Source organism: Pseudoalteromonas sp. 2CM39R (assembly GCF_023161845.1).
This window is the reverse complement of sequence record NZ_JALNTM010000025.1, coordinates 73,082-89,831: the sequence shown is the minus strand read 5'-3', so window position 1 is coordinate 89,831 and position 16,750 is coordinate 73,082. Positions and strand designations below refer to the sequence as shown.

At 42.5% G+C, this 16,750-nt stretch carries 20 protein-coding genes and 1 rRNA gene; 12 read left to right on the top strand and 9 right to left on the bottom strand.

Annotation, left to right across the window (positions count from 1 at the left end):
- From rrf to MTF66_RS33185, 9 genes are all read left to right on the top strand, one after another.
- A 5S ribosomal RNA gene (gene rrf / locus MTF66_RS33225) occupies positions 1 to 108 on the top strand; the annotation flags it as partial.
- Positions 109 to 606: 498 nt separating this feature from the next.
- Positions 607 to 1,539, top strand: a complete 933-nt coding sequence (locus MTF66_RS33220; RefSeq protein WP_058585354.1) for a hypothetical protein — start codon at positions 607 to 609, stop codon at positions 1,537 to 1,539.
- Between the two features lie 30 nt (positions 1,540 to 1,569).
- The gene (locus MTF66_RS33215; RefSeq protein WP_054563730.1) at positions 1,570 to 2,469 is read left to right on the top strand and encodes a DUF350 domain-containing protein; all 900 of its coding nucleotides are present in this window, start codon (positions 1,570 to 1,572) and stop codon (positions 2,467 to 2,469) included.
- A 73-nt stretch (positions 2,470 to 2,542) separates the two neighbouring features.
- A complete protein-coding gene (locus MTF66_RS33210) occupies positions 2,543 to 4,195 on the top strand; it encodes a polyamine aminopropyltransferase (protein ID WP_374237673.1) in 1,653 nt (550 codons plus the stop codon).
- Between the two features lie 79 nt (positions 4,196 to 4,274).
- Positions 4,275 to 4,688 carry a YjfI family protein gene (locus tag MTF66_RS33205; protein WP_054563728.1) on the top strand — a complete coding sequence of 138 codons (414 nt, stop codon included), beginning with the start codon at positions 4,275 to 4,277 and terminating at the stop codon, positions 4,686 to 4,688.
- A gap of 24 nt (positions 4,689 to 4,712) precedes the next feature.
- Complete coding sequence (locus MTF66_RS33200; protein ID WP_239977995.1) at positions 4,713 to 5,405, top strand: PspA/IM30 family protein; 693 nt, start codon at positions 4,713 to 4,715, stop codon at positions 5,403 to 5,405.
- Between the two features lie 71 nt (positions 5,406 to 5,476).
- A complete protein-coding gene (locus MTF66_RS33195; RefSeq protein WP_055199258.1) occupies positions 5,477 to 6,115 on the top strand; it encodes a hypothetical protein in 639 nt (212 codons plus the stop codon).
- Positions 6,112 to 6,429 carry a hypothetical protein gene (locus tag MTF66_RS33190; RefSeq protein WP_054554605.1) on the top strand — a complete coding sequence of 106 codons (318 nt, stop codon included), beginning with the start codon at positions 6,112 to 6,114 and terminating at the stop codon, positions 6,427 to 6,429. The genes MTF66_RS33195 and MTF66_RS33190 overlap by 4 nt, the downstream gene beginning before the upstream one ends.
- 65 nt (positions 6,430 to 6,494) lie before the next feature.
- A complete protein-coding gene (locus MTF66_RS33185) occupies positions 6,495 to 6,680 on the top strand; it encodes a hypothetical protein (protein WP_054554683.1) in 186 nt (61 codons plus the stop codon).
- Here the strand turns inward: MTF66_RS33185 and MTF66_RS33180 are convergent.
- The 5 genes from MTF66_RS33180 to MTF66_RS33160 all read right to left on the bottom strand — a co-directional run bounded on the left by MTF66_RS33180 (position 6,673) and on the right by MTF66_RS33160 (position 9,774).
- A complete protein-coding gene (locus MTF66_RS33180) occupies positions 6,673 to 7,074 on the bottom strand; it encodes a hypothetical protein (protein WP_058585357.1) in 402 nt (133 codons plus the stop codon). The two genes, MTF66_RS33185 and MTF66_RS33180, sit on opposite strands and share 8 nt — an antisense overlap.
- A 13-nt stretch (positions 7,075 to 7,087) precedes the next feature.
- The gene (locus MTF66_RS33175) at positions 7,088 to 7,573 is read right to left on the bottom strand and encodes a hypothetical protein (RefSeq protein ID WP_248529887.1); all 486 of its coding nucleotides are present in this window, start codon (positions 7,571 to 7,573) and stop codon (positions 7,088 to 7,090) included.
- Between the two features lie 149 nt (positions 7,574 to 7,722).
- Positions 7,723 to 9,099 (bottom strand): aspartate ammonia-lyase, encoded by a 1,377-nt coding sequence (locus MTF66_RS33170; RefSeq protein ID WP_248529885.1) that lies wholly within the window; start codon positions 9,097 to 9,099, stop codon positions 7,723 to 7,725.
- 8 nt (positions 9,100 to 9,107) lie between these two features.
- Entirely contained in the window at positions 9,108 to 9,473 is a 366-nt protein-coding gene (locus tag MTF66_RS33165) for a hypothetical protein (RefSeq protein WP_054554609.1), read from the bottom strand.
- Positions 9,474 to 9,579: 106 nt separating this feature from the next.
- Complete coding sequence (locus tag MTF66_RS33160) at positions 9,580 to 9,774, bottom strand: hypothetical protein (RefSeq protein ID WP_054554610.1); 195 nt, start codon at positions 9,772 to 9,774, stop codon at positions 9,580 to 9,582.
- Positions 9,775 to 9,957: 183 nt separating this feature from the next.
- Here MTF66_RS33160 and MTF66_RS33155 point away from each other — a divergent pair, with 183 nt between their 5' ends.
- On the top strand, positions 9,958 to 10,548 hold the full coding sequence (locus tag MTF66_RS33155) for a DUF938 domain-containing protein (RefSeq protein WP_248529883.1): 591 nt from the start codon (positions 9,958 to 9,960) through the stop codon (positions 10,546 to 10,548).
- On the opposite strand, the gene MTF66_RS33150 is transcribed toward MTF66_RS33155, so the two are convergent.
- The 3 genes from MTF66_RS33150 to MTF66_RS33140 form a co-directional block, all read right to left on the bottom strand.
- Positions 10,525 to 11,664, bottom strand: coding sequence for a GNAT family N-acetyltransferase (locus MTF66_RS33150; RefSeq protein ID WP_248529881.1), 1,140 nt, complete (start codon positions 11,662 to 11,664; stop codon positions 10,525 to 10,527). The two genes, MTF66_RS33155 and MTF66_RS33150, sit on opposite strands and share 24 nt — an antisense overlap.
- On the bottom strand, positions 11,661 to 13,028 hold the full coding sequence (locus tag MTF66_RS33145) for a carboxylesterase (protein ID WP_248529880.1): 1,368 nt from the start codon (positions 13,026 to 13,028) through the stop codon (positions 11,661 to 11,663). The genes MTF66_RS33150 and MTF66_RS33145 overlap by 4 nt, the downstream gene beginning before the upstream one ends.
- A gap of 68 nt (positions 13,029 to 13,096) precedes the next feature.
- Complete coding sequence (locus tag MTF66_RS33140; RefSeq protein ID WP_062566269.1) at positions 13,097 to 13,558, bottom strand: Lrp/AsnC family transcriptional regulator; 462 nt, start codon at positions 13,556 to 13,558, stop codon at positions 13,097 to 13,099.
- Between the two features lie 113 nt (positions 13,559 to 13,671).
- Between MTF66_RS33140 and MTF66_RS33135 the strand changes: the two genes are divergently transcribed.
- Both MTF66_RS33135 and MTF66_RS33130 read left to right on the top strand, forming a co-directional pair.
- Complete coding sequence (locus MTF66_RS33135; protein ID WP_054563718.1) at positions 13,672 to 14,841, top strand: monodechloroaminopyrrolnitrin synthase PrnB family protein; 1,170 nt, start codon at positions 13,672 to 13,674, stop codon at positions 14,839 to 14,841.
- Entirely contained in the window at positions 14,841 to 15,959 is a 1,119-nt protein-coding gene (locus MTF66_RS33130) for an aminotransferase class V-fold PLP-dependent enzyme (RefSeq protein WP_248529878.1), read from the top strand. Before MTF66_RS33135 ends, MTF66_RS33130 begins: the two co-directional genes overlap by 1 nt.
- Here MTF66_RS33130 and MTF66_RS33125 read toward each other — a convergent pair.
- Entirely contained in the window at positions 15,931 to 16,695 is a 765-nt protein-coding gene (locus tag MTF66_RS33125; protein ID WP_058585367.1) for an MBL fold metallo-hydrolase, read from the bottom strand. The two genes, MTF66_RS33130 and MTF66_RS33125, sit on opposite strands and share 29 nt — an antisense overlap.
- Positions 16,696 to 16,750: the final 55 nt, after the last annotated feature.

The window sequence follows — 16,750 nt, the reverse complement described above, 5'->3', positions numbered from 1 at the left end:
ACAATAGCGTTTTGGACCCACCTGACCCCATGCCGAACTCAGTAGTGAAACGAAACAGCGCCGATGATAGTGTAGCAGCTGCTATGTGAAAGTAGGTCATCGCCAGGCTCCAAATAAGAGAAAGCCCGATTCGAAAGAGTCGGGCTTTTTTGCGTTTGGAGCTGTCAGCCAGGTAGGTTGGGTAGAGCGAAGCGAAACCCAACACGAGTTAGCGAGTTGCAAGTTAGCAAGGGTAAAGTTGAACTGTTGGGTTGTTTAGTACAGTGCCTCCCTCAGCAACAACCCCCGTAGGAGGCACTTCAGTGCCGAATTCAGACCTTAACAAACACATTCACGGCTAAAGCCATTCGAACAAGTACACTTTGCCTAGAACCTAGAACCTAGAACCTAGAACCTAGAACCTAGAACCTAGAACCTCCAGCAGAGGAAGACGCAGCACCAAACACCCACACCGCGCGGCTGAAAGCTGATAGCTCTGTGTTGGGTTTCGCTTCGCTCTACCCAACTTACCAACCCAATTTACCCTTTGTTGCAATTTTAATCTTGGTTTAGTACCTGAGCTATGTAAAACTATTTGCGTTTTTAAACCACAATCAGGTGACATGAATGTCTCAAATAAAAGCTTGGAAACTTATTAGCCTGTTTTGTTTGGTAAGCTTGCTTATGGGCTGTGAGTCGAAAGAAGAGCAGCTGAAACAAACAATACAACAATCCATAGAAAAAGCTGAAGTTGAATTAAATCAACTCGGTACAGCGCTTGATAATGGCTCTTTGCGTAATGCGACGATACTTAAACAATACGGCAAGGTGCTTGCTGAGCAGCAACCGCAACTTTCTGAGATCGCCCGTGTAATTAGTCTTGATGCGACACGTGAAGGGGCTATTTATTCAGGTCTTACACAACGCTTAGCTGATGTTAAGTCTACTTATCTAATACCACCATATGAAGATACTCTTCATCAACTTGATCTTATTCGTGATGCTGCCAAGCCATCCTTATTTCAAGATGCGCTTACCGATCCTATCAATATGCTTGCTGATATGTCGCAGGGGTCACTGGCACGGGTTGGCGCAATTAGTGAGGCCGCTGAAGGTGAAAGTGTTGGTAACCAGTTAGTTGGTAATCCTAACTATGGGCAATGGCAAACGAATAGCAGCGGTACCAGCTTTTGGGTTTGGTACGGGATGTATCGTATGTTAGGCGATGTATTCGACCGAGTTGAGTATGGTCGCTGGAGCCGCCACAGAAAGTACAGCTATTACAATGACTATGGCCGTTACCGTTATTCGAGCCCAAAACAGATTAAAGCACAACAAACGGTAGAGACACGTACTCGTCAGTCTTATCAACGCCAAGGTAAACAATTCACTAGTCCGTATGCCAAGAAGCGTAGTGGCGCATCTGGATTAAGCCGTAGCAGCTATACGCCGCCACGCACACGTAGTAGCTATGCTTCTAGCAGTAGTTACAGTAGAAGCTCTGGGTCATTACGTAACAGCTCGAGCAGAACATCACGTGGCATTAGCCGCGGTAAGTAGTGAAAAGAATAACCACCGGAGTTACAACACATGTATGAATTTAATGGAATAACAACTTGGTCGTTGCAAGCTTTAGCAATCGACTTTGCAATCATTATCGCTTTATTTGTCAGCCTAAAATTTATCAAAGGCTGGGTATCTAACTTACACGCTAATGATGAAATAACTGAGCGTGACAATTTTGCTTTTGGTATTAGTTTTGCGGCTGGGCTTGTGGCACTTGCTATTGTTCTAAGTGGCGTGAGCAGCGGCGCATTTGCACCGACCTTACAACAAGAAGCATTACAAATGCTAGGTTATGGTGTGATGGCGATTGTGCTTATCAAGCTAGGTCACTTCTTCCAAGACAAGGTAGCGCTTCGTAAAGTGAGCCTGCATGACGAAATCGTAAAAGGTAATGCTACTGCTGCACTCATTGATTTTGGCCATGTTGTGAGTGTGGCTATTGTTATTCGCTCAGCTTTATTTTGGGTTGCGACCGAAGGCTGGCACGGTATTCCAATTGTGATCGCAGCTTTTGCCATTGGCAGCATTGCGATGCTACTGATTAGTCAATATCGAGTACAGTTATTCAAGCGTACTAATCGCAGTGGTGATTGCTTACAGCAAGCGGTTATTGACGGTAACTTAGCAGTAGGTATTCGTTATGCTGGCTTTTTAGTGGGTAGTGCATTGGCATTAACGGCTGCATCAGGTATTGCTCCTTATGCGGCTGACAACATTGTTGCTAGTTTAGGATACTGGGCATTAAGTGCAGCAGTGAGTTTAGTTGCTTTCATTTTACTACACTTAGTGACTATTAAAATCATCCTATCTGGTTGTGATATTTCAGATGAAGTGAACCGCCAGAAGAACGTGGGTGTAGCAGCTATCTCTGCAGCAATCTCATTTGCGATTGGTTCGACTATGGCAACCTTGTTAGGTGCCTAATTAAGTGTCTACTACAACAAGCGCCCCAAGTAGAGCCAATCTACTTGGGCATGATTTCCTATTAATAACTGTTATGGCCGTACTCGCTGGGTGCGGCCTTATTTATGAATACCTGCTATCTCATTATGCTGGTCGTGTATTAGGCTCGGTCGAGAGTGCCATTTATGCCATGATCGGCACCATGATTGTCGCTATGGGTATCGGTGCATTTTTAGCACGTTGGTTTAAAGATGCATTTACTGCTTTCGCGTGGCTAGAGAGCATAATTGCTTTGGTTGGCATGGGCTGTATTTTAGCGATAGCGAGCGTTATTGCTGTCAGTTATTCACTGCCGCATATCTTCTCCGAAATTTTTAACTTGCCTGCAGATACCGTACTTAATGGCTATGTATTTGAAAAGCTACAAGAGTGGTCACGTTTCTTACCCTATGTGTTTGGTCTGTTACTCGGGCTATTGATCGGTATGGAGATCCCGCTGATTGCGCGTATTCGCCAGCAAGTTTATGGCCGCTTTTTAGAAAATAATGCGGGAACTATTTACGGGGCGGATTATATCGGTGCCGGTGTCGGTGCTGCTATTTGGGTGAGTATTATGCTTGCGATGCCAATTATGCAAGCAGCAGCTTGGACGGCGTTGTTTAATATTATTGCCGGTCTCGTGTTTTTATGGCGCTATCATCAACATGTTCGCTTCGCTAAGTTACTGTTAGTTTGCCATGTGCTGTTGTTGGTGTTTTTTGCGTTTGTGCTCGTGCTTGGCACCAGTTGGATGAAAAACCTAAGCAATGTTTTATACAAAGATAAAGTTATCTACTCGCAAGCAACTAAGTATCAGCACCTAGTTTTAACTGAGCGTTTGAGCCGCAATCAGCCCAATGCAATTACCGATCTTTACCTCAATGGCCGTTTACAATTCTCAAGTGTGGATGAGCAAATTTATCATTCTATGCTTGTCTATCCTGCTATGTTGGCCTCAAATCGCCATGACCGCGTGTTGATCATCGGGGGTGGTGATGGGCTTGCATTGCGTGATGTTCTGAAGTGGCCAGTAGAGCATGTCACCTTGGTTGACTTAGATGGTCAGTTGTTAAACTTATTTGGTAATGATGTCGGCGACTATGATGCGCCAGAAGAAATCAGAACACGTTTAACAGCGCTAAATAAGCACTCTATGAGCGATCCCCGCGCTGATATTCGCATTGCAGATGCCTTTTTAGAAGTCGAAGCAATGCTTGCTAAAGGCGAGCGCTTTGACACTATTTTAATTGACCTACCAGACCCTAATCACCCTGATCTTAATAAGATGTACAGTGATTATTTTTATAATCATGTGCGTCAGTTGTTGGCACCTGATGGGGCTGTAGCCGTGCAATCAACATCGCCTTATCATGCGAAGAAAGCATTTTTAAGTATTGCTAAAACAATGAAAGCTGCTGGCTTTGGTTATGTTGAGCAGTACCAACAAAATATTCCTTCGTTTGGTCAATGGGGTTGGACTATCGCGACCACCGCTGGCAAATCAGCAAGTCAGCGAATTCGCGAAACTCACGAATTACCGGTGCCATCTCGTTGGGTAAGCAAAGAATATTTGTTGGCTTCTTTTGTGTTCCCGAATCATTTTTTTGAACAAGTAAACACGATTGAAGTCAATAGATTAGGTTCAGGAACCTTATATGATTATTACCGCCAAGCGTGGCAAGTTGAAACCGAATTGTACAAAAATTGATATTTTATAGTTGACATAATATGTCGGCTATGCAAATCTTAACTCAGACATAATATGTCAAAACGTAAAAAGGTGAGACATGGAATTAAATGAACTATCAATCAAACTGGCTTCTTTTGAAACAGAAGGTGTGAGCTTTGAGTCTTTCTTGATTGCCAACGAAGGTGAGCAAGATGTGTTACAAGTTATCGTCGATGGGAATGATGAGTTACCTATCTTTGTTACCCAAACAGAAGAGCAACTACTGTGTATTAGCTATCTGTTTGCTGAAAATGAAGTACAAGCAGATATGCGTAATGAGTTAAACGAAACGTTACTACGTTTAAATGTACCAATTCCATTAAGCGCATTTGCAAAAATTGATGATAAATACGCTATTTTTGGCGCGTTATCGGTTAATTCATCGTTTGATGATATTACCCATGAGTTGGTAACACTGGCAGACAATGCGATTGATGCACTTGAAGCCGTGACCATTTATTTAAACGATTAATTAGCAATTTCTGGAGTTAAGATTATGAGTATTTTAAAGAAACTATTTACAGCTGTACGTGGTGGCGCTCGTGAAGCAGGACAAGCAGTTGTTGATGCAAACGGTATCCGTATCTTTGAACAAGAAATTGCTGATGCACAAAATGCCCTACAACGCGCTAAAAAAAGCCTGACCGAAGTAATGGCAAAAGAGATGCAAACGAAGCGTAAAATTAGCGCACTAGATGCATCAATTGCAGAACATGAAGCGTATGCAGGTCAAGCACTTGAAAAAGGCAATGAAGCGCTAGCATTAGAAATCGCAGAAAAAATCGGTGATTTTGAAGCTGAGAAAGCAGAGCACGAAGAAGTGTTAGCTGGTTTTAGTAACCACATTGTGCAGCTGAAGCAGCAAGTTAAAGATGCTGAAAAGTCGATTAAAGAAAACCAACGTCAATTAACAATGGTTAAAACGACTGAAAGTGTTCAGCAAGCAACAATGGCTGTTAATAGCACGCTAAACACGAACAGCTCATCAATGACATCTGCACGCGAGTCTCTAGAGCGTATTAAGCAGCGTCAGCAAGACCGCCAAGACCAGTTAGGTGCGGCTAAGCAACTAGAAGCTGATACTAACGGCGATGATTTAAAAGCGAAAATGGCTGAAGCGGGTATTGGTGATACCAATCCGAAAAGCGCGGATATTCTGGCGCGTATTAAAGCAAAACAAAATAGCTAATCAGTTAACGGAAAGACAAAAGGTAACCCACGCACTGGGTTACCTTTTTTGCTTCAACAAGGAGTCAGCCAATGTTTAACTTTTTCAAATCTAAAAAAGCACCAGAGCGTCAGCTTACTGATCCAAGCCAATTACTCGTTGGTGATATGCTAACAGTGATTGATTCGTTCGCTTACCCAAGCTGGTTAAAAGGACAGACACTGCGTGTTATTGATGTGCAAACGTATCAGTACCAACGTAGTGCAGAGTATGAGTTGGTACTCGAGAGTGAATCTGGCCAAGTGGTATTTTTGCAAATTGAATCAGATGACGGTGAACAATGGGCAAACTTTGCGATCAAAATTCAACGCGACGATGTTGATGAGATTTTTACCCTTGATGAGTTCGCTCGTATTTTTGATGAAGACGAATTAACGGCAATTAACGTGCAAAATAGTCCGGAGCGTTTTAGTCACTTTTTAGCATCGAGCTACAAACAATCAGAAGCACCTTATGTGTGTTATTTCCATAATAAGGACTACCGTAATAAGCCTTTACCTCGTTATGAAGATGAAGGCGGTGAACCGTGTGAAATGATCTGTTTAAGCTCAGATGATGAATCGCATAGTTTAAATATTGAGATTTGGGAAGGCGGTGAAACAGAGGTATCACTGACGTTAACCAGACCAATTAGCGATATTGTTGACTTATTTCCTGGGGATGCCAAGTGAGTGATGCTAAAGCCAAATGGCAGCGTCAGGAGCAAGCCGTTAGAGCCACGCAAATGGCGTTTGATTTAAGCTCTGAAGTGCAAAAATCAATTAAGAAGCAAGCCATTGACCAAGAGCTTACGCCATCAGATATGATCCGTAAGATTTTGGAGCTCGACGTTAAGTCGAAAAAAACCAGACAGCGTTTATCGTTTAACTTAAATGATGAAGAGATTGCTTTATTGGCTGAGCGCTTTGGTGTTGCAGCCGATGATAAGCGTGCTGTGAAGCAGCGCGTGGCTGAATTACTCATTGAACACAGTAAAAAAAGCTAAGGTTTTGCCTTTACTTCTTTAAGCCCTTACACTGAGACTAGATGTTTTAAAGAAGTGGCATGACTGTGGATATTATTTTACTTGCGTATTTAGTTATTTTTGCATTATTTGGCACTGCTGCAAGTTACTTTGTTCGCTACATTTATGCTTACTGGGTGCATAACACAATGCAGGTTAAGTACATATATAAGGCCGGGATTTGTATCATCAGCGTGGTGATTGTTTCCGGCCTTATTGCATTATTTACTTAATCTCGATTGCTTGGCACTGCTGTGAAATACACAGCGATTGTACAGGCAGAACTGGTGAGCAATCGTTAACAGTTAATGCTTGATCAGATGACTTCTCAGCCGCTGTAATTCGCTCTGCAAGTTGCTCTGCTTGCTCTTGTGTGTTGTTTAACGTTGAATAAACCACATAGCGACTTGGGCCACCACATGCTCGCTCACCAACTTCTAACACCTTACATTGAAAACTCGCAGTACAGCTATTATTGCTAACGATATCGTTCAGCTGATCATTTAAATCACCTAAATCAACGCGTGCAGAGCTACCCGACGTTGTTGTTTCGCAACCGCTTAAAGCAATGCTTGCTAACACAGTTGTGGTGATGAAAAGTTTCTTGAAAGTCGATGAACGAACCATTATTGCTTATTCCTTAGTATACACTTGCCGCTGAGCCTTCGATTCTAACACAAGTATTCTCAGAACACTGCGCACCTGGTGCGGTTAGATGCTGACAAATACTCATCATGTCGTTTGCTGCGTTAAATTGCTTTTCAAGGGCGGTGATATCTTTTGCAAGTTTTTCAACCTCAGCAGTGTCAGCTGTTTTAGTTGAATACACAATGAAACTACTTGGGCCGCCACAGGCACGACTACCAACAGGTAATACTTTACATTGGCTGCTGTTGTCACAGCTTGGATCATCGATTAATTGTTTAAGTTGCTCATGGGCAGAGCTAATAGTGGCTTTATCTGGGGCTGCTTTGGTCACTTCCTCAGAGTTTTTTATTTCAACGGCTTTTGGTGCCTCGACAAGTTTATTGTTGGTTGCCGTTGATTCGGCTTGTTCATTAGTTGCAGCGTCCGAGCACGCAGTTAATAACACAGGAAATAAAATTGCCAATAGTGGATAGCGCATAACATACCTAAAAATCGTTGAATAAGTACTCACTATCATACACATTGCTCAAAGTGGAGCAATAAAAACGTTAGCTTTCAGTAAGTAGCTCTGTATTCACAGAGCTACAATAAGATAAAAGTTTTACAGCTATCTGCAATAAATAGGTATTACAAACCACCTTGGGTTAGTTTGGCTGGGTTCAGTAACTCGCTCAGTTCTTCGCGCGAAATATCCGTATGCTCAGCAGCAACATCAATAATAGGGCGACCTTCTTGATAAGCTATTTTGGCAATTTTTGCGGCTTTGCTATAGCCGATCACCGGATTAAGTGCAGTAACCAGAATTGGGTTTTTAGCGAGCGCTTTATCAACATTGCTTTGGTTTACTTTAAAGCTGTCTATCGCTTTATCTGCCAGAGCTTCACTGCTATTTGCCAGCAGTTCAATACTTTGCAAAATGTTTAAGGCAATCACAGGTAGCATTACATTGAGCTCAAAGTTACCCGCTTGACCAGCCACTGTAATGGTCGCGTCATTGCCAATTACTTGTGCGCTGACCATCGCTGCCGCTTCAGGGATCACAGGGTTTACTTTACCCGGCATAATTGATGAACCTGGCTGTAGAGCTTCAAGTTCAATTTCACCAAGACCTGCAAGTGGGCCAGAGTTCATCCAGCGCAAGTCATTGGCTATTTTCATTTGTGCTACAGCAAGTACCTTTAGCTGGCCTGACAGCGCAACAATGGCGTCTTGTGAGCCGATGTTATAAAAGAAGTTTTTGCTTGGGCTAAAGCGAATACCTACATTCTCACTCAAGTGTTGGCAAAACTCACCGGCAAACGCTGGATCGGCATTTATGCCGGTACCAACTGCTGTACCACCTTGTGCAAGTTCACAAGCTCGCTCGAGAGCTTGGCGAATGCCTGCCATTGCATGATCCACTTGTAACTGCCATGCAGCCAGTGTTTGTGAAAAACTCACAGGCATTGCATCCATTAAATGAGTGCGACCAGTTTTCACAATATGGCCCACTTCGGCTTGTTTGTTTTGAAGGCTTTGACTGAGTTTATCGAGTTTAGGAAACAGCTCATAAATGATGTTAATAGCGCTACTTACAGCAATCGCAGTGGGGATCACATCATTTGAGCTTTGTCCCATGTTCACATCATCGTTGGGGTGAATGGTTTCCCCTGCAAATTGGCTCGCCAGCGTTGCAATGACTTCATTGGCATTCATATTTGAGCTAGTGCCAGAGCCTGTCTGAAATACATCAACAGGAAACTCTGAAAAATGCTTACCATCGATGACCTCTTGGCATGCTTGCTCAATGGCTTTGGCTTTGCCTTGGCTCAAATGGCCTAAAGCAGCATTACTTTGAGCGGCAGCTTGCTTAATGTAGGCGAGGGCGGTGATAAATTGCTTAGGCATGGCTAAGCCACTAATTTGAAAATTGTTGATAGCGCGTTGCGTTTGAGCTTGATACAAAGCATTCGCAGGGACTTGTAGCTCACCCATGCTATCTGATTCGGTTCTAAATTGGCTCATAAACACTCCTAAATCGGGTTAAATTCTTGGCTGAGAAGGCACGCTTCTCGCTCCAAACTGAAATACTTTTCAATACAGTTATGAGTTTTGTAGTAACGCTTTAGCGCAAGTTGCGGTTTATAAAGCTGAGCCAAACATTGTTTACGAATTGCATTATGCACTAATGAATCACACATCTTTTCAAGTAGTTCATGAAAGGTGCGTCTTAGATACAGCTCTTGCAAAATAAAGTTGTGATGCTTTTCGTAATAGCGTGCAATGTTTAAACCCGCTTCAACATAGTTAGCAACAAGTGCAGGGGCATGTAGCCCTGGTCTTTGGCAAACACATTTCATTTGCCGCTGATAATGGAGCATAGCATTGTGAGAGTGCATAGAAAAACCGATTAACTGTAATGATAATTGTTATCATTACAGTTAATCGGTTTTTGTGCAAGTCTTATATAATGAAGCTAAGACTGAATGGATTAACTGTGTGTGATTAATTGTAGCCGAGAATAAAAATCTGGTCTGTTTCATGTTTTTTCGGCGCCTGTACATTTTCTTTGTTACATTGAGAAAGAAGATCGATCACGGTTGCTCTGTCGTCACAACTTGTTAAGGCGGCTTTTTCGCTTTCAGCACGTTCGCTGGCTGCAAGTGCTGCATCTACAGCGGTGTAGGGTGAGATATACATAATATTGCTCCTATTGGTTAATTCACTTAAGAAATAGCATAAGCTGTACCAATATTGATTAATAAATTTAACTTGTTGAAAATAATGGCTTTATATTTTTAACTAATAAAATCACCGCGACTTTATTATTTATTTTTGCTTTACTGTTGTGCACTAATTACCAAACATGGTGCACTAATTTGTATGGATAAACCCTTCTCTCAAGCCTGTGAAAACAACAAATTACCTATTTTAAACGTATTAGCAGAGTTCTTTTGTGATGTGACGGATGTATTAGAAGTTGGCTCAGGTACTGGGCAACATAGTGTGCATTTTGCAACGCATTTAGCACATTTGCAGTGGCATTGTAGTGATCGCGAGGTTAATCACCCGGGGATTTTACAATGGCATCAAGAAGCTGCATTAACTAACTTGCATGCGCCACTGACACTCGACCTTAATGATCCTTGGCCGGTTGAAACTGTGAACGCCATTTTCACGGCGAATACAATGCACATTATTAGCTGGCCGCTGGTGGAGCGCTTTTTCCAAGGTGTAGCAAAGCATTTAGCGCCAAAAGGTAAACTGTGTATTTATGGACCATTTAAGTACCAAGGTAAGTTTACCAGTGCTAGTAATGCTGAATTCGATGCTTTTTTAAAACAGCAAGATGCAAATAGTGCGATTCGTGATTTTGAAGCGATTTGCCAACTTGCAGAGCAAGCTGGCTTATCCTTTGTTGAAGATGTGCAAATGCCAGCGAATAACCAATTATTGCTGTTTAAAAGGCAGTAAGCTTTCGCATTGGACTTTATAGAGCGCCATATGTTGGCGTTCTCTAGTTATAAAATCGCTAATGGCAGCTGCAAAATCACCGTGCTGAATATGATGAAGTGAATAGGTAGATACGGGCTTAAAACCGCGACTTATTTTATGCTCACCTTGCGCGCCAGAATGGAACTGTTTAAGTTTGTTGGCAATGCAGTATTCAATGCCTTGGTAATAGCAAAGCTCAAAGTGCAAACTATCGAGCTCATAGTTCGTTCCCCAGTAACGACCATACAAACAGTTCTGATCTTTAAAGCTGAGTGTGGCGGCAATCACCTCTCCTTGATATTTAGCGAACATTAGCACCAGTTTGTCGGCCATGCTTTGCTGTAATAACTCAAAAAAAGCGGTATTCAAATAACCATTGTGGCCTGAGCGCTTCAAATAGGTTTGGCGGTAAAAATGACTAAATTGCTGCATGTGCTGTTTGCTGATGTCAGCACCTTCGATCCATTCTACGGCTATCTGCTGTTCAGTTATTTTAGCGCGTTCTTTTTTGAGCGATTTACGCTTTCTTGCGGTGAGTGAAGCTAAAAAGTCCTCAAAGTCATTATAGCCTTCATTAAACCACTGAAACTGCACGCCATGACGTTGCATTACGGTATCGCTAGTTAATGCAGTCGCTTGTTGCTGGTGGCAAAAATTTATATGCCAACCTGACCAGCCTAACTGCGCTGCTGTTGCTGTGAGTACATGCTGAGTGTAAGCATAGACTTCAGTGGGGTTATCGTGATTTATACTAATTCTTTGCCCTGCAATAGGTGTGAATGGTACGCCACACAGCCATTTAGGGTAATACTCTAGGCCATGTTGTTGATAGGCTTCAGCCCAAGCCCAGTCAAATACATATTCACCATAAGAGTGGTATTTTAGATACCCGGGTAGTAAGGCAATGACCTGTTCTTGCTGGTAAATTGCTAGGTGCATAGGTTGCCAGCCCGACTCTTCACTCACACAGCCTGCTTGTTCTAAAGCAGCTAAAAAAGCGTGATCGGTAAAGGGCGTATCATCAAAAAATGATTGCCAAAGAGTGGCATCAACCTCACTTATTCGATTAAACCAGCGGTGGCTAAACTCACTCATTGTGCAGCCGATTCAATATCTTTGATAAAACCGTTGATATGCATAGCAAGCTTATCGAAATAAGGGTTAAACGTGAGTCGTGCAAAGGGTTTGTGCGCTTGTAAATTTTCGGCTGTTCGTTCACCCATCACAACGTCTTTTTGGTATTTGCAGGCTGTATAAAGCTTGTCGTCATCTAAGTAGCTTCCGCAATTGCGATACAATGCTGTGCGACCGTAGTAAGGGTTGCTGGGTTTATTAACAATACCAATATGTGACATTCCTTTGATTTTTTTACAGTCATCGGTGTCGCAGTCATCACGAATTATTTGGTAATCAGCTGGAAAGCTGGCGGGAATATTATCGTCATCACCATAGTATACAAGCCGATCAAGCTGGTTATTCTTGCGTGTTTTTGGGTCGTGCAGCTTAGTTAAAATCTTAAAGGTCGCTTGGTTATCTATTGTGGTGTCAACATCACTAAAGGTGCTAAATATCGCTACATTAGGGAGTTGGCGATGACGTAGTTCATCAAGGCTAATACGGCTCATTGCTTCGTGACTAGCTGAGGCTGCACTAAATGGAAACGACTCATACTTGGCAAAATCAAGGTCCGCGTCTTTATCAATCCAATTCACAAATGGAATCGCATCGACCCATTTCGCCAGCCAACCGTTTTTATTATGTGGTTCGCTTGCAGGTGAAAACAACATAGCAGCAGTAATTTTATTATCGACCGGGCCTTGAGTTAAGTAATCAATAACCAGTGCAGCACCGGTTGAGTACCCCCCTAATATCACCTGGTCAAAGTCTTTTAATGTGCGCTCAATGGCATACACGCTAGCCTTTTGCCAATCATCGGCATCTATGTCTCTAAGTGCTGCAGGAGCGGTACCATGCCCAGGTAGTAAAATTGTGCGTACCGTATACCCTTGTTGATAATACACTTGTGCAAGGTCGTGATAGGTAAAGGGTGAGTCGGTTAAACCGTGGATCAAGAGCACGGCTTTACGGCTATTGGCCTGTTTAAGTTCAAATGGGCTTATTAAATCGGCAACAGTCGGGTTAGCTGGTCGAGCGCCTTGTACAACAAGCTGCTGATAGGTGTCTGTGTAAACAGGGCATGGCAAACTAGCACGCGGGTTTTCGCTACTAATTTGCAGGTAAGCAGCGGTTAAATAGTCACTAAATGCTTGCTCGATATTATAGCTAAAGGTGCTATGGGTGCGTGGTAATGGCTCTCTAAATAGTCCTTCGCGCTTACTTTTCATCATCAGTTCTTGGTCTTCAAGCTGAGTAAGGCAGGTTTGTTGTTGCGCCATTAATGAGCTGCTAAAGAGCCCACTGATGGCCCAAGAGATAGCAACTAAGTTGATGAATTTCATATTTTAAGCATCCTTTTAAAGCCTGTTTTTAGCTTATCGAGTTATGTTTTATTTGCAAGCAAGGTGCGTCAAGCGAGCGGTAAATGACGCTTAGTGAACGCTTGTTTTAAGACCACTGTCGATTCGATGTTAGCAATACAATCAATACTACCTAATTTATGTTTCACAAAGCTTTCATAGCTTTCTAAATCAGCGGCAACGATCTTCAGCAGGTAATCATAACTGCCTGAAATAACAGAACACTCAAGTACATGGTCAAGCTTCTCAACCTGCTGTTCAAATTGCTCAGCAGCGGCAACAGAGTTCTGGTTTAAGCGAACAAAGGCATACACAGACACATTTAAATCAACGGCTTTAGGATTGATGGCAGCATGGTAACCACTGATCACATTTGCTGATTCGAGCTTTTTAATGCGGCGTAGGCAAGGGGTATCGGACAGGCTAACCGAGTGTGCCAGCTCTGAAACAGAAGTTCTCGCATTATCCTGTAAAGCATTAAGTAATTGTTGGTCTTTTTTATCTAATTTCATCTTTATTTGAGTGATTTTCACTAATCTAGATGGATTCTAGTCTATATTTTGGCGATTAGCACTCATTGAACTCTGTTAACATTATCGCAATATAATTATTTTGGAGTGAGCCTGTGACTGAGAACACTAAGGCATTTGATAGCTGGCTTCGCACCCGTTTTGTTGAGATCAACAGCGAATTAGAAAAACTATATTGGCAACAAGACGATAAAGCGAATGTAGAGGGTGTCGGTGAGCACCTTAAACGTCAATTAGAGCAAGAGGGCAATGAGCATATTCGTGCTTTACTGGCAGAAGGCAATACCGATGAAGGCTTTGATAATGCCTTTGACTTATTAGGTAATGTTGGCTTGTATATGGCGGCATGCCGTCGACATGAAATCACTGAGCCTTCTCGTGAAACAAGTTCACCGCTTGTTGAAGCCTCTGCGTTGGCAATGCACATCGGTGCATCTATTGGTGTTACCCCGCGTTTTGCAACGGCACATTTAACAACCCACAATAAAGCGGTTGATGGTTTGTATAAGCGCTTTACTGACCTTGAAGATGAGAAAATCTTTATTGATTACAATACCAAGGGCATTTTAGCGTATAAGCGCGCGGCAGATGCTTTATTAAAAATTCAGCCGTTAGGGATATCACACCCTATAGCGGCAGATTTACTCGCAGTGGCAAAACAAGCATTGCTTGATGTGATTGAGTCGAATAATACGTTATACAACAAGCTCGATACAGACCGCTTTTTCTATTGTGTACGCCCGTATTACAAGCCGTATCGAGTAGGTAAAGAGGTATATCGTGGCGCGAATGCTGGTGATTTTGCGGGCATTAATGTTATCGATTTACTGCTTGGTCTTTGTTTTGCTAATGAACCTAGTTACTCGCAAATGCTGGTGGATAAATTCTTGTATATGATGCCTGAAGATCAGCAGATCCTGCGTGAAAGCATGCGTATGACAAGCATCATGGATGATTTTTTAGCGGCAGAAGCTGAGCGCGATAGCGAATGGTTACAAACTAACTTAAAGCTGTTCATTCAAGTGTGTAAACTACATGGTGATACTGCCATTGGCCACCATAACCAGTTGGTCAGTAAATACATAGCGCAGCCTTCACAGCAAATGCAGCAACAACATATGGATAAAGTCACAGCCAGTGGGCCGCCTTTGCATGTGTTACTAAACTCACTAGAGCAGTTACGTGATCGCCGTGCGGCAGCAAAAAGGGACGATATTCGAACTAGGTTTGATGATTTAACTAAGTTAAAACAGTGGATTAAGTAATGAGTAAAGACGATTTTGTAATTCCACAAGGCAGCTATTTGCTTAACCACTCTGTGGGGCGACCCTTAAAATCTGCTGAGCAGCATTTTCATCAGCAATTTTTTGCAGCTTGGCAAAATGAAAATAAAGAGCCATGGCAACAGTGGTTGCAAGGTGTTGAGGCATTTACGAGTAGTCTCGCTAAATTATTTAACTCGCAAAGTGAGTTATTTTGTCCACAAGTTAACTTATCGAGTGGTTTAACCAAGCTGTTGATGTCGCACCCGCGACTGCAACAAGAAAATTGCAAAGTGTTAATGGCAGAAAGTGACTTTCCAAGCATGGGTTTTGCGATGCAAAAAGCCCTACCTGAAAGTGCTGAAATCGTGTTTATTGGTAAGCATGAAGATTTAACTGATGCGCAGATTTGGCTGTCATATTTAGCGAATAATGATATTGATTTAGTCTTTATTAGTCATGTTTATTCAAACACGGGTCAGCAAGCGCCTATTAACGAAATTATCAATATTGCAAAGCAACACAACACATTAAGCTTACTTGATGTTGCGCAGTCTGCGGGCATTTTAGAGGTCGACTTAACTAAGCTTGATGCCGATTTTATGTTGGGCTCGAGTGTCAAATGGTTATGTGGTGGACCTGGTGCTGCTTATTTATGGGTTAACAGCAAACAGCTTTCACTTTGTCAGCCACAAGATGTTGGTTGGTTTTCTCATCAAAATCCGTTTGAATTTGATATTAAGCACTTTGCTTATCATCAAACCGCGTTGCGCTTTTGGGGCGGTACCCCTTCAGTTGCACCTTATATTCTGGCTTCGAATAGTATTAATTACTTTGCTGATCTTGGTATTGAGAAAGTACGTGCTCATAACTTAGCAATGCTCGCTCAGTTTCATGATCAATTAGCTGATTATATGCGCTCACCCATACAGGCTGACAAATGCTCTGGTACGGCTATTATGCATTTTGGCGAGCAACAAGCGGCTGTTAAAGCTGCGCTTGAGGCTGCGAATATTGCGGTTGATGAACGTCACTTAGGCTTAAGAGTCTCTGCTCATATTTATAATGATCAGCAGGATATAGATACTTTTATCACGACTGTGAAAAGCGCTTTAAATTAAGTGCTTGTCGAGCCTTTGCTTTGACTGAACGCCAATGCGTCATTGGTTTTTTGGGGACCAGCGCTAAAATTTGCTCAAAGTCGATGTCATCAATACTGACTTCATTGCTGTGGGCAAACATAATCCGTTTTGGTTGTAGCGCTTTTAGCATCAACAAAGAGCTTAAATACAGCTTTGGGTAAAAAACAGGAAAGGGTGGTACAAGCTGCCCTTTTACTTTCACTAGTAAATCAGCAATGTAAATTCGCTCGCTAGGAATATGATACAGGCTAATATCTCGGTCAGTGTGACCTGGGCTATGTAGTGCTTGCCAATCGTCAAAGCCGGGCAGGGTTGCATCAGTGGCAAGGTAATAATCTGCATCTAGATGGCGGCTGTACCAAAGGTTGTGGCGTTTTTTATTTAACCTACCTGCGACCCACCAAGCTAAAGCAATATCGGTTAAATGCATTAAGAAACCATCAATGCCTCTATACCATTGCCCTGGGGCATTCGACGTCGCTATTTTGCCGCCGCTTAACTTTCTTAGTGCATGCGCTCCACCGGCATGATCTGGGTGCATATGGGTGACTACAATCAGTTTTAAGTCAGTGATGGGGCGCTTTAGTTGTTCGGTAATATAGTCAAATACTGTATCAACATCAGCACGGCAACACCCATCAAGCAGCATCAATTTATCTGGATATTCAACTAAATAGATATTTTGAATATAACCTTCGAGCGTGTGAATGTGCAAATCAATTGACCCCTAAACTAAATCAGCAAATGTTGTTATATCATGTCTGACCAGT

Bases quoted from the DNA above. Each gene is read 5' to 3' on its own strand.
- MTF66_RS33130 (WP_248529878.1), top strand. From the start codon at position 14,841: ATGAGTAAAGACGATTTTGTAATTCCACAAGGCAGCTATTTGCTTAAC.
- MTF66_RS33195 (WP_055199258.1), top strand. From the start codon at position 5,477: ATGTTTAACTTTTTCAAATCTAAAAAAGCACCAGAGCGTCAGCTTACT.
- MTF66_RS33155 (WP_248529883.1), top strand. From the start codon at position 9,958: ATGGATAAACCCTTCTCTCAAGCCTGTGAAAACAACAAATTACCTATT.
- MTF66_RS33140 (WP_062566269.1), bottom strand. From the start codon at position 13,558: ATGAAATTAGATAAAAAAGACCAACAATTACTTAATGCTTTACAGGAT.
- MTF66_RS33160 (WP_054554610.1), bottom strand. From the start codon at position 9,774: ATGTATATCTCACCCTACACCGCTGTAGATGCAGCACTTGCAGCCAGC.
- MTF66_RS33215 (WP_054563730.1), top strand. From the start codon at position 1,570: ATGTATGAATTTAATGGAATAACAACTTGGTCGTTGCAAGCTTTAGCA.
- MTF66_RS33205 (WP_054563728.1), top strand. From the start codon at position 4,275: ATGGAATTAAATGAACTATCAATCAAACTGGCTTCTTTTGAAACAGAA.
- MTF66_RS33170 (WP_248529885.1), bottom strand. From the start codon at position 9,099: ATGAGCCAATTTAGAACCGAATCAGATAGCATGGGTGAGCTACAAGTC.
- MTF66_RS33150 (WP_248529881.1), bottom strand. From the start codon at position 11,664: ATGAGTGAGTTTAGCCACCGCTGGTTTAATCGAATAAGTGAGGTTGAT.
- MTF66_RS33210 (WP_374237673.1), top strand. From the start codon at position 2,543: ATGGCCGTACTCGCTGGGTGCGGCCTTATTTATGAATACCTGCTATCT.
- MTF66_RS33180 (WP_058585357.1), bottom strand. From the start codon at position 7,074: ATGGTTCGTTCATCGACTTTCAAGAAACTTTTCATCACCACAACTGTG.
- MTF66_RS33200 (WP_239977995.1), top strand. From the start codon at position 4,713: ATGAGTATTTTAAAGAAACTATTTACAGCTGTACGTGGTGGCGCTCGT.
- MTF66_RS33145 (WP_248529880.1), bottom strand. From the start codon at position 13,028: ATGAAATTCATCAACTTAGTTGCTATCTCTTGGGCCATCAGTGGGCTC.
- MTF66_RS33165 (WP_054554609.1), bottom strand. From the start codon at position 9,473: ATGCACTCTCACAATGCTATGCTCCATTATCAGCGGCAAATGAAATGT.
- MTF66_RS33220 (WP_058585354.1), top strand. From the start codon at position 607: ATGTCTCAAATAAAAGCTTGGAAACTTATTAGCCTGTTTTGTTTGGTA.
- MTF66_RS33175 (WP_248529887.1), bottom strand. From the start codon at position 7,573: ATGCGCTATCCACTATTGGCAATTTTATTTCCTGTGTTATTAACTGCG.